13 protein-coding genes, 1 other RNA gene and 1 pseudogene are annotated in these 11,974 nt (G+C 40.2%); 10 read left to right on the plus strand and 5 right to left on the minus strand.

What is annotated here, in order from left to right; all coding sequences use genetic code 11:
* The first annotated feature begins 92 nt into the window (after positions 1-92).
* Both FPL17_RS00935 and FPL17_RS00940 read left to right on the plus strand, forming a co-directional pair.
* A complete protein-coding gene (locus FPL17_RS00935; RefSeq protein ID WP_159882584.1) occupies positions 93-1,331 on the plus strand; it encodes a putative solute-binding protein in 1,239 nt (412 codons plus the stop codon).
* Positions 1,332-1,411: 80 nt separating this feature from the next.
* A complete protein-coding gene (locus FPL17_RS00940) occupies positions 1,412-1,852 on the plus strand; it encodes an SMI1/KNR4 family protein (RefSeq protein ID WP_159882585.1) in 441 nt (146 codons plus the stop codon).
* Between the two features lie 104 nt (positions 1,853-1,956).
* Here FPL17_RS00940 and ssrS read toward each other — a convergent pair.
* From ssrS to FPL17_RS00955, 3 genes and pseudogenes are all read right to left on the minus strand, one after another.
* Positions 1,957-2,138, minus strand: a non-coding RNA gene (gene ssrS / locus FPL17_RS00945) — 6S RNA.
* Positions 2,139-2,228: 90 nt separating this feature from the next.
* A complete protein-coding gene (locus tag FPL17_RS00950; protein ID WP_005145221.1) occupies positions 2,229-2,516 on the minus strand; it encodes a cell division protein ZapA in 288 nt (95 codons plus the stop codon).
* A 2-nt stretch (positions 2,517-2,518) separates the two neighbouring features.
* Positions 2,519-3,072 (minus strand): annotated as a pseudogene (locus FPL17_RS00955) (hypothetical protein).
* 66 nt (positions 3,073-3,138) lie between these two features.
* Here FPL17_RS00955 and FPL17_RS00960 point away from each other — a divergent pair.
* From FPL17_RS00960 to FPL17_RS00980, 5 genes are all read left to right on the plus strand, one after another.
* Positions 3,139-3,771, plus strand: coding sequence for a UPF0149 family protein (locus FPL17_RS00960; RefSeq protein ID WP_159882587.1), 633 nt, complete (start codon positions 3,139-3,141; stop codon positions 3,769-3,771).
* A gap of 69 nt (positions 3,772-3,840) precedes the next feature.
* Positions 3,841-5,160 (plus strand): Xaa-Pro aminopeptidase, encoded by a 1,320-nt coding sequence (pepP, locus tag FPL17_RS00965; protein WP_159882589.1) that lies wholly within the window; start codon positions 3,841-3,843, stop codon positions 5,158-5,160.
* A 451-nt stretch (positions 5,161-5,611) separates the two neighbouring features.
* Positions 5,612-6,823: a 2-octaprenyl-6-methoxyphenyl hydroxylase gene (gene ubiH / locus FPL17_RS00970; RefSeq protein WP_159882591.1), complete on the plus strand. Its 1,212-nt coding sequence runs from the start codon at positions 5,612-5,614 to the stop codon at positions 6,821-6,823.
* Positions 6,820-8,052: an FAD-dependent monooxygenase gene (locus FPL17_RS00975; protein ID WP_159882593.1), complete on the plus strand. Its 1,233-nt coding sequence runs from the start codon at positions 6,820-6,822 to the stop codon at positions 8,050-8,052. Before ubiH ends, FPL17_RS00975 begins: the two co-directional genes overlap by 4 nt.
* A gap of 173 nt (positions 8,053-8,225) precedes the next feature.
* Positions 8,226-8,474, plus strand: a complete 249-nt coding sequence (locus FPL17_RS00980; RefSeq protein ID WP_005202358.1) for a hypothetical protein — start codon at positions 8,226-8,228, stop codon at positions 8,472-8,474.
* Positions 8,475-8,497: 23 nt separating this feature from the next.
* Here FPL17_RS00980 and FPL17_RS00985 read toward each other — a convergent pair whose 3' ends face one another.
* Entirely contained in the window at positions 8,498-8,947 is a 450-nt protein-coding gene (locus FPL17_RS00985; protein WP_151716217.1) for a MerR family transcriptional regulator, read from the minus strand.
* Between the two features lie 61 nt (positions 8,948-9,008).
* Here FPL17_RS00985 and FPL17_RS00990 point away from each other — a divergent pair, with 61 nt between their 5' ends.
* The gene (locus FPL17_RS00990; protein ID WP_159882595.1) at positions 9,009-9,650 is read left to right on the plus strand and encodes a cation efflux transmembrane domain-containing protein; all 642 of its coding nucleotides are present in this window, start codon (positions 9,009-9,011) and stop codon (positions 9,648-9,650) included.
* Positions 9,651-9,713: 63 nt separating this feature from the next.
* Here FPL17_RS00990 and rsmI read toward each other — a convergent pair whose 3' ends face one another.
* Entirely contained in the window at positions 9,714-10,556 is an 843-nt protein-coding gene (gene rsmI / locus FPL17_RS00995; protein WP_159882597.1) for a 16S rRNA (cytidine(1402)-2'-O)-methyltransferase, read from the minus strand.
* Between the two features lie 16 nt (positions 10,557-10,572).
* Between rsmI and FPL17_RS01000 the strand changes: the two genes are divergently transcribed.
* A complete protein-coding gene (locus FPL17_RS01000; RefSeq protein WP_005183924.1) occupies positions 10,573-11,505 on the plus strand; it encodes a penicillin-binding protein activator in 933 nt (310 codons plus the stop codon).
* A gap of 12 nt (positions 11,506-11,517) precedes the next feature.
* Positions 11,518-11,922, plus strand: a complete 405-nt coding sequence (locus tag FPL17_RS01005; protein ID WP_005183923.1) for a YraN family protein — start codon at positions 11,518-11,520, stop codon at positions 11,920-11,922.
* Positions 11,923-11,974 lie beyond the last annotated feature (52 nt).

Here is an 11,974-nt window from a genome sequence, read left to right on the forward strand (position 1 = left end):
ACCATCCCAAGAAAAGCGGTCAATTCTATTTCTATGCTTTATCCTTAATTTGAATAAAAACTATTGGGAAATAGCTAAGGATGGAACAAGCGATGCAAAATAATAAATTCACGAGATTTTTGAGACCTTTCGCTGTGTCATGTATCTTGGCATCATCATTTGGGGTGATGAATCCAAGTTATGCTGCACCCGAAGGGAAACTGGACTTAACTCTTTCTCCGCATTCACAAAACAAAGTTAAGCAATTATTAAACGATCCCAAAACTTGGCAGCAGATTCCTAAACAAGTCACTTTATGCGTGTTTTCTCCGAATGGAGAGCATAGTGAAGCGTTTGAGCAAGCGACCAGTTACATCACAGAAATTCCAAGTATCGTCCGTGTTGCAAAACAATTTGGCGTGAATATGAATGTGACACGTCCTTCACATTTACAATTCAAATTAGATTTTGATTATCCAAAGTTGAAAAAGCAAGCATCAACCTTAGTTAATCTCAAGGTTTATACCAATGAAGCTGTATTGACTGAAGATTTCCGCAGCAAACGCTGTGATGGGGCAGGGATCAGTAATTTACGTGCAAAGCAGTTCAATAAGTTCGTAGGGAGTATTGATGCGATTGGTGCGTTGCAGACTTATAAGCAACTGAGTTCTGTGATTCAGGTTTTGGCTAATCCAAAATTTGATGAAAAAATGATAAATAAAGATTATGAAGTAGTTGGTGTTGTACCGCTTGGTGCTGCCTATATCATGGTCACAGATCGTAATATTAATACCTTGGCAAAAGCCGCAGGTAAGAAAGTTGCCGTGTTCCAATTTGATGAGACCCAAAAGAAATTGGTACAGAACGTTGGTGCTCAACCTGTCTCTGTTGATTTGGTAACTGTGGGTGGGAAATTTAATAATAAAGAAGTCGATATCATGGCGGGCCCAGCCATTTTATTTGAGCCACTTGAATTGCAAAAAGGCATGACGGATAAATCGGGCAAGGCCGTCGGTGGGATTATTAAATTTCCTGTGATTCAAGTGACAGGAACTTTGATTATGCAACGCAATAAATTTCCAGCAGGCATGGGCTCGATTGCACGTGAAGTTATTTCTAAACAGTTAAGTCCTGCCTTTGAATTTGTCGATAAAATTGAAGCGAAAATTCCTGATAAATTTTGGTTAAAATTAAATGAAAGTGATAAACCAGGCTATGTTCGATTGATGCGTGAAGCACGGGTTCAAATGACCCAAGAAGGTTTCTACGACAAAGATATGATGAAGTTGTTGAAACAGGTCCGTTGTTCACAAGATCCAAGCAATTATGATTGTGCTTTGAAAGATGAGTGATAAGTCATATCCAAAGAATTGATCATTGAGTCTGCAGAAATGATTTACTTTATTTAGATTGATATCTATTAGAGTAAATCATGGATGTGATTAATAAGATTAAAAGTAAATTACAAAAACAGAATGTAAGCTTAAATAGACCGGCAACATGGCAGGAAATTTTGGCTTTTGAATACAAGTATCAAGTCAAATTATCGCCAATTTTAAGAACTTACTTCTTAGAGTTTAATGGTATAGCTAACCGAGATATGGATGATAACTATTTTACATTTTTGTCGCTGGCTGACTTTCAATTATTCGAAAGTATTTCAAGCTACTATGATAAAGATAAGTATTTATATCCGAACTGTTTTGTATTTTCGGACTATCTAGTGTGGTGTTGGGGGTATGTGGTACAACTCGATCAGCTTGGTTTGGATGGTGTTGTATATCAAGTGGGAGGGGTAGAAAAAGTAAAAATTGCAGATTCTTTCACAGCATTTTTAAATCAATATTTAATTGATGGTGATGAATTATTATAAAAATATTTAATGGGGACTGTTAAAAGCATAAGGCTCATTCGAGATAAATGCTTTATTAAAGATATAATTAGAAGTTAAATTATTATTTTAATTATATTTAAAAAAGATACTCCAGAGGTGCCGCTGCATGGTCGTTACCCTGAACCCGATGAGTTCAAGGTGGAGGTGACGCATACTTAATGGGTTTCCTACTCGAGGCAGGCATACACTCAAAATACACAGAACACATCCATAAATTTAAGTATCGGCAGGGGAATAGACGTACTGGCGAACACCCTAGAGATAGCTTTAGTATAACTGATCTTTACACGATGACAATCCTTGCGAACCACATATCTGTAAAGATACTTACTAATTGATGGGGCTTTGTGCAATTTTACTCAACAGTTTGTTCGACATCTTCCAAAATAGTTTGGAGTAGATGTTCGCAGTGTGCATATTCTTGCAACGACTTATTCAAGCTGAATACTTCCTGAGCCATTTGCAGTGCAACCATAATCACGAGTTTGTTATGTTCTACTCGTGGTGCATTGCGGCGCATATCGTGAAACTTTTGATTTAATAACTCAGCAGCACGCTCTAACTCTTCACGTTTATCCTCAGTTGTGTTGAGGCGGAAAGTCTGTTCGATTAAGCGAAGCTCGACAACAATTGGTTCACTCATGATCAGGTCTCCTCTTGAGTTTCAGCATTTGGATGTGCAAGCTGTTGAATTTCTTGTGCGTGTTGATCCTGAGCTGTACCTAAAATCGCAAGACGTTGGATAATTGCTTCAACTTTAGATTTCGCAAGTTCATTTTTTTGCAACAAGCGATCACGATCTTGTTGTAAATCTTGAATCTCTTGCTGGCTATGACGCTGCTGTGCTTGTAACTTTTCTTTATTCACACGCAAATCATTACGCTCTGCCAAGATTTCTTGGAAGCGATTTTTTAAATCAGTGGTGCTTTTCTCTAAACGGCTATAACGCTCGGCTAAAGTTGTTGCATCTTGATTCAGTTGTTTAAATTGATCTTGTAACTGATTGAGTTGTTCAGTTAAGTTATCAACTTCTTCCTGCTTTTGCGTGATGATGCTATTTTCTGCACAACTTGTGCATGATGATCAGTTTCAGCTAATTGTTTAGCTTCAGCGAGCGACGCGTTTTCTCGCTCTAAATGATGTAAGCGTGTTTTTAAAACACCAATATGCGCTTGTAGACGCTGTAATTGTTCTAACATAACGAAGGTCGCACAGAGTTGCAATCAAAGGTAATATATACAGCAGTATAGAGATTGGATAAACGAATGCAAGACGATATTTCAGGTTGGACGGAATGGAATGCCCATTTTGAGGGAATTGAAGAAATTTCAAGTCCAAGTGAGTTACATGGTTTGCTCACAGGTATAGTTTGTGTGACACAAGCGCCAACCACCGATGAATGGTCACAAATTTTAAACACCCTTAATGTGCCTGCTTTACAACCAGAAGCACTAGAAAGTTTGACAGATGAAGCAGAAGATGTGGCACATGCTTTATCGGATGATGAATTAGATTATTTACCGATGCTCCCAGATGATAACCATTTGCTAGCTGATCGCGTTCAAGCCTTGGCAGATTGGTGTGCAGGCGTAGTACTTGGTTTTGGTTTAGCTTCTGGTCATATTCGTGCAGAAGAGCAAGAGTTGATTGAACATTTACAAGATGTTGCAGCTGTTGAGTTTGAAGATTCGGATAATGATGAAGAGGGCGAAGAAAGCTATCAGGAACTGTATGAGTTTGTACGCTTGATTCCTGTCAGCTTGTCGATTGGTCGCACCAAGATTCCTGTAGCCGAAAGTTCATTATTACAAAACTTTCATGCCAAAAGCAGAAATCAAGAAGGGGCAGCTGATCCACAAACTGTTGTCGAAATGTTTACCCCACATCGTCCGAGTTAACTCGGGCGGTGCCTTAATACCTTATAAATAACGATACTTACAATCATTCATCTTCATCAGAAGGACTATATGAAATTAAGTCAAGCCGATTTTAAACACCGCCGTGATCTTCTTGCTGAAAAAATAGGTTGCAATAGTATTGCAATTATTGCGACACGCGCAGAAATGTATCGTAATCGCGATGCTGATTATAAATATCGTGCAGACAGTAGTTTTTATTATCTCACTGGATTTGCCGAGCCAGAAGCTGTTGCTGTTATTGAAACCTTTGCAGAAGGTGAGGACTATAGCTACAGTTTGTTCTGCCGTGAACGTGATCGTGAAATGGAAATCTGGCATGGCTATCGTGCAGGTGTTGATGGTGCGATTGAAATCTATGATGCAGATGAAGCTTATGCGATTGACTTATTAGATGAAGAAATCATCGAAAAATTATTAAATAAACAACGTCTTTATTATCGTATCGGTCAACAAGCAGAGTTTGATGCTCGTGTTAGTGAGTGGATTCAAAAAGCGGATGCAGAACAGCGTCGTGGTAGTGCTGCGCCTGCTGAGTTGATTCAGCTTGATCGTATTGTTGATGAAATGCGTTTGAAAAAATCAGCACAAGAAATTGAGTTGATGCAGATTGCATCGAATATCAGTGCCGAAGCGCATACTCGTGCCATGCAAACCGTTAAACCGAATATGATGGAGTATGCACTTGAAGCAGAGCTCAATTATATTTTTGGGAAAAATGGTTGCGTACCATCGTATAACAGTATTGTCGGTGGTGGTGAGAATGCCTGTATTTTGCATTATGTTGAAAACAACAAGCCATTAAAAGATGGTGATTTAGTACTCATTGATGCAGCATGTGAATATGAATTCTATGCGTCAGATATAACGCGTACATTCCCTGTCAACGGTAAGTTTAGCGCTGAACAGAAGGCTTTATATAATATTGTGTTAGAAGCGCAGCTTGCTGCAATTGATGCGACACGTATTGGCAATCATTATAAATACCCACATCAAGTTGCAGTGAAAATCTTAACTCAAGGTTTGGTTGATCTTGGTTTGATGAGTGGCGATGTTGATGAATTGATTGAAAGCGAAGCATTCCGTCAGTTCTTTATGCATGGTACAGGGCATTGGCTCGGTATGGATGTACATGATGTTGGTGCGTACAAGACTGGCGAAGACTGGCGTGCTTATGAAGCAGGTATGGTGGTCACTGTTGAACCAGGTTTATATGTTGCACCAGATGATGAAACAGTCGATGCAAAATGGCGTGGCATTGGTATTCGTATCGAAGATGATATTGTGGTAACTGAAAATGGTCCATTGGTTTTGACTAAGAATGTAGTGAAAACTGTTGAAGAGATTGAAAGCTTGATGGCAAGTCGTTAAATTGATTTTGAATAAAAGGGCTTATCGATTGATAGGCCTTTTTTATTTAGTTTGATATTCAAAACAACTTTTGAATATATTTTAAAAACATAGACCAAACAAAGTACAAATTCCCATCCTGATTTAAGTTAGAGTAAGATAGGCTAGGGTCTATTGATAGTTCACAAATGCTTGCGACAGTGGACATTTTTTAGGTGATACAAGGCATGGCTTATGCAATTTAGTCATTCTAAATAAATAAGCCATAACGCCGTAGTGACAAAAAATGTCCCTGTCCCGTAGGGTTATGGCAAAAACTTCCTTAAACTTTGTTATGAAACTTGACAAGGGGGTGGCCATTGCCTACGTTTCATGCCTCGTTTAAGTTGTTTTAGCCTATAACGCAACGCATAGATGAACTATCAATAGACCCTTAACATCAAGTCATGAAAAACTGATAAGGAATAATATTATGCAGCAACAAGTCATCATTGTCGGTGGAGGTATGGTTGGACTCAGCCTTGCTTTAATGTTGGCAAAATCTAATATCGCAGTAAAGCTATTAGAAGCTGTGAAATATCCAAATTTCGATGACGAAAATGTTGCCCCATATCATTCCAGTTTTGATGCGCGTAACACGGCATTGTCACGCCGCAGCGTACAGATTTACCAAAAGTTAGGTTTGTGGGAAGCCTTACAACAACATGCTACCCCAATTCTGCAAGTGCATATTACCGAGCAGGGCAGTTTTGGTAAGGCTCGTCTCGTTGCAGAGCAAGAAAAAGTAGAAAGCTTTGGGCAAGTTATTGAAAATGCTTGGTTAGGTCGAGTATTGCTCACCCAAGTTCGTCAGCAGCCTCTGATTGAATTGATTGATGGTGTGCAAGTAACATCACTGACCCAAGATGCAGATCAGGTACAAATCGAAGCCATGCGTAATGGCGAATATATCCATTCCTTAAAGTCCAAGTTAGTGATTGCTGCCGATGGCCGCGACTCTTTCTGCCGCCAAGCGATTGGCGTGGGTGTAGATGAGCATGATTATGACCAAGTCGCGATTGTGACCACTGTACAGACTTCTAAGCCGCATCAGCAGGTTGGCTTTGAACGCTTTAGCGCATTGGGGCCATTGGCATTGTTACCATTACCGGGTGAATACCGTCGTTCAGTGGTTTGGCCTGTAAAAAAAGGTACTGAAGCAGAATGGTTAGGTGAAGAAAATGATCAACATTTCCTTGATGCTCTACAGGAAACCTATGGGGATCGAGCAGGGAAATTTGAAAAAACAGGCAAACGTTTTAGCTATCCATTGTCGCAAGTGTTAGCAGATAAGCAGGCGGTTGGACGTGTGGTGTTGATGGGGAATGCAGCACATACCATTCACCCAGTGGCAGGACAAGGTTTTAACCTGTGCTTGCGTGATGCAGATGTGCTGGTTCGGTTCCTGATGGAACAATTGGCAAAATCAGATGATATTGGCACGCCTGAAAATTTACTGGCCTATGAACAATCTCGTTTAAAAGATCAGCAACGTGTGATCAAGTTCTGTGATTCGGTGGTGCGTGGTTTTAGTAATCAGAATCCAATTCTTAAATTACTACGCAATACAGGTCTGATTGCATTTGATGTGATTCCAGGGGTTAAGCCTTTGGTTGCTAACTATGCAATGGGGCTAAAAGCATGAGTGAAATCTTAGATGTCGTCATTGTCGGTGGTGGTTTAGTTGGCGGTTTAACAGCTTTATTACTCGCGCAAGGTGGGGTACAGGCGACGGTGCTAGATGCTGCACCTGTACTTGATCAGGACAAAACTTTGGCTGTGATGAATCCTCGTGTATTGGCACTCAGTCAGGCGACGATTCATTTGCTTAAAACAGTCGATGTTTGGAATGGTTTAGCACGTCAAATGCCATATTCAGGCATGCAAGTCTGGAATAAAAATGGATATGGTGAAATTAATTTTGGTCATGCCTCTGAACAGCAACCTCAATCAGATCAGGCTTTAGGTTCAATGGTCGAGCCAAGCGTTTTGAATGTTGCGATTCAACAAAAAATGCTGCAACAACTTAAAGACTATCGCACCCAAGTCAAGGTCATTCGAATCGAACAGATTCCACAAGGTTGGTCAATTCAATTGGCGGATGGCACAACACTAAAAACAAAGTTGCTGATTGGTGCAGATGGTGCGAATTCTTTTGTACGTGAGCAGGCTTATATCGATTTAGATGTACTGGATTATAACCAGGCCGCGATCAGCTGTGCGATTAAAACCACGCGCCCGAATCAATATGTGGCTCGACAGATTTTCCTACCGACAGGACCATTGGCTTATTTACCGATGGCAAGTCTTGATCCTCAAGAAAACGGTTATTGGCAATCAATTGTTTGGACTTTACCAGATGATTATGCTGATGAGTATTCAGCACTCAGCGATCAAGCGTTTATGCAACTATTGACGCAAGAAAGCCTACATATGTTGGGTGAGGTGGTTGAGGTGCGTTCTAGAGCACAATTTCCATTAAAAGCACGTGCAGCGCAACGCTATATCAAATCAGGCTTAGCACTGATTGGTGACGCCGCGCACGTGATCCATCCTTTGGCTGGGCAGGGGGTGAATATTGGCTGCTTAGATGCTGCTGTATTGTGTGATGTATTACTACACGATTTAAAACGTGGTGTGTGGGCCAACGAACAAACTTTATTGCGTTATGAACACCAACGTAAGGGGCAAAATGATGCCATGATGCATAGCATGTCTGCGATTGGATGGATTGAAAGTTCAGAATTATTTCCTTTTGTTTGGGCAAGAAATTTTGGTCTGAAACAGGTTGAACAGTTCGATTGGTTTAAGGATCGTTTTATGCAACAAGCCAATGGATTAGGAACATTGAAAGACACACAATATGCATGTTAAAAAATAGTAGATATTTTTTAAACAATCATTTATAAATCAGAGTGAATTTGGTCATAAAAAGTACGTTTTAACAAATATTGTGCTTTGCTAAATCTGAAGAGCTTGCTAAATTCCACCTAGTTCTGATGGCCAAATAGCGATGATGAGAGTTGAGTCATTGTGGGGAGATGAAGATGACGGAAATGAATGATTACGACGAAAACACAGAAGATTCTGCTGTAGACGACGAAGAGGCGAAAGCGGCGGAAAGTGGTGCAGAGAGTGAAGAATCGAGCGCCAATGACGCTGATCTTGCTGAAGCGGAAACTTTAACCGTGACTGCTAAGCAGAAACAGCGCCAAGCTTTAGAAGATGAAGTGGCTGCGTTTCTTGCACGTGGTGGGCGCATTACTGAAGTTCCGCCAGGTGAGCATCAAGATTAAGTCTGAATTGACATAAAAAAGCATCACGGTTGTGGTGCTTTTTTATGTTGGTGTGACTCATGTTCGCACTCAAGTGGTTGGTGTAACTCTTTTAAAATGCCACATTGTTCAATGGTACGATGTTGTGAACATTGTTGTTTTAAATGGCTTAGATCTTGTTTGAGATGTTCCAGATTTTTAATCTTCTGTGAAACCTCGGCAAGATATTGATCAATCAGATGATCGACCTCCATGCAGGTTTGATTCGGATCTTCGGCTAGACCCTTAAGCTTTTGAATATCTTGTATGGTGATGCCCAGTTCTCGGCAGTGTTTTAAAAATAACAATTCTGAAAGCATTTGTTCCGAATAATGACGGTAATTTCCTGCCGTTCGTTGGGCTTTTTCCAGCAACCCAATTTTTTCGTAATAGCGAATTGTATCTACAGATACACCTGACTTTTTTGCCAATTGTCCAATGCTAAAACTGATCATGCTTGACTCTGGAGTTACTCTAGGGTTTTAAATCACTATAAAAGATTATGTGAGAAAAGTCATGGCAGGGTGTGGTTGCAATACAACATGTTCACCAACACAAAAAATTAGTCCAAAGTTTAGAAAGGCTTTGTGGATTGCGCTCGTTCTAAATGCATTGATGTTCTTCGTAGAGATTATTGGAGGATCACAAGCACGATCTGTGTCATTGTGGGCAGATGCGCTAGATTTTGCAGGTGATGCCGCTAACTATGCCATCTCATTGGCAGTGCTATCCATGACCCTGTATTGGCGAGCAACAGCAGCTTTACTGAAAGGGATTACCATGGCCGCATTTGGTATTTTTGTGATTGTTAAAGTATTCTGGTCATGGTGGCTAGGTGTAACACCTGAACCAATGCTCATGGGGGCGATTGGTGTACTGGCATTGGCTGTCAATGTTATCTGTGCATTGATGCTCTATGCATTCCGTGATGGCGATGCCAATATGCGCTCGGTATGGTTATGTAGTCGGAATGATGCGATTGCCAATATTGCGATTATCGTTGCAGCTATTGGTGTATTTGGAACTGGAACTATGTTCCCTGATTTATTCGTTGCTTTTGTTATTGCGTATTTAGGTGTTTCTTCTGGTTTGGCTGTGATTAAGCAGGCGAGAATGGAAAGAAAACGAGATCAAGCGAATATCATGACTAAGGCTTAAAACACATTGTTGTTATTTCATATTGAGATGATAAGGGGAGATTTTTTAATCTCCCCTTAGGTTTTATTCATCTTGTTGGGTGAGTTCCAAAGCACGTTGGTACGCAACTTTCTTTTTTATACCCGTCAAATCAGCAGCTAATTGTGATGCCGCTTTTACCGATAAATCCTGTAATAAGCGTTTTAATAACTCATCCAATTTATCCTGCTCCATATCTTTTTCCGCAGATGCTCCACCGACAACAACCACAATTTCACCCTTTTCTTGGTTGTGATCATTTTCGATAAAAATAACCAATTCTTTTAAAGTCATCTTTTTGATGGTTTCAAAAGTTTTGGTAATTTCACGGGCAAAACCTACAGGTCGGTCTTCACCAAAGACTTGCACCATATTTTTGATGCTGTCCAAAATACGATGAGGTGCTTCGTAGAAAATCAAGGTCTGGGTTTCATCCTTGAGCTTTTCAAGCTGGCTGATTCGTTGCGATGCTTTCGATGGTAAAAAACCCTCAAAACTAAAGCGGTCACTCGGTAAGCCCACTGCACTTAATGCCGCAATTGCTGCACAAGCACCTGGTACTGGAATCACACGAATGCCATGTTCTTGCGCTGCACGAACCAACTTGAAACCAGGGTCGCTAATCAGGGGAGTACCAGCATCACTGATTAATGCAACATTTTCTCCTTTTAACATTCTTTGGAGAAGTTGATCAATTTTGTTACTTTCGTTGTGATCATGACACGCTGTGAGTGGAGTTGAGATATTATAATGTTTGAATAATTGAGCAGATTGACGAGTGTCTTCTGCGGCAACTACCGATACAGATTTTAAAATATCAATTGCACGAAAGGTCATGTCATCTAAGTGCCCAATCGGGGTTGCTACAACAAATAATTGAGCACTCATAAAAGGTAACTCCCTAATGTATTACAAAAAATATTGGCTGCTACTATGTTTGGCGGCATGTGTGAGTCCAGTTTATGCGGACGTACTGGTGATTCTACCTGAATCTGGTACGATGGCGCGAGCTGGTCAGAGCATCAAACGTGGTTTCTTGAGCGCTTATACAGCATCTGGCAGTAAAGAAAAAATCATTTTTGTAGATTCTGCGAAAAACAACATCGATACGATTTTTAAGAAAAGGGTCAATAATAAGACTCGACTGATTGTTGGGCCACTGGCACGACCTGAAATTGAAACAGTGATGCAACTCAAGCCAGCGATTCCCGTGTTAGCTCTAAATGATGTAAATACCCAAACCACCAATGTGTGGCAATTTAGTTTAGCCAAGCAACACGATGCCATTGCACTCAATCAATTACTCAAGAAAGACAAAATTAAAAACTTATTGGTGTTGCGCCAAGCGGGAACAGAGTCTGCTACAGAATTGTTTATGATGGCACTTATGTCTGAGTATGGTTCCAATGTTCATGTTGTGAATGAGCTACCGAAGAAACTTGCTCGTAAAGAAGGATTATTATTACTGGGCAATCAGCAGTGGTTAGAACAACTAGGGCCATTGCCTGAAAAAAATATTTATGCCACGGCGCTGAGTATTGAGCAGGACAAGCCGATTCCAATGGGATTGAGTTTTTGTGACACGCCTGCTTTATATAATGGGCAGTGGACTGATGTGATTAGTGCGTATAAAGAACAACCAGAGAATATGGCATTCCAACGTTTATTAGCCTTTGGTGGTGATTCGTGGAGTATTAGCCAGCAATTTCTGAATAGTTCTGATCGACACTTTTCTTTTGAGGGGCGAACTGGGACGATAGATGTGAAGGACGGTAAGGTATACAGACAGCCTTATTGTTACCAACAACAAAAAAAGGGAATTCAGGTCTTAAAGTAAGATAGCGCAAATATGTCACAGCAAAAGCATGACTTAGGGCAATGGGCTGAACAAACAGCGCTTGCTCTTTTGCAGTCTCAGCACTATTTATGTGTAGATCGAAACTATCACTCACGTTATGGTGAAATTGACTTAATTGTTAAAAGGGACAATGAACTGGTCTTTGTAGAAGTCAAAGCCAGATCAGCGGGGAGTTATGCCGAGGCTTGTGAAGTGATTTCTCAGTCTCAGCAAAGTAAAATAATTAAGACAGCTCAATTGTTTTTACAAAAATATCCACATTATTATGACTTTGATTGTCGTTTTGATGTGATTTGTTTTGATTTTCCACAGAAAATTGCAAAAACAGTACAACCAGATTTTTCAAAATTGCAGTATGATCAGCAATGGATTAAGCATGCATTTACTTTAGATTGATTGATGAATCTAGGGGAAAGCTAAATATTGAAAATTGAACAAATTTGTTTGT

Source organism: Acinetobacter dispersus, assembly GCF_009884975.1.
GTDB classification, from domain to species: domain Bacteria; phylum Pseudomonadota; class Gammaproteobacteria; order Pseudomonadales; family Moraxellaceae; genus Acinetobacter; species Acinetobacter dispersus.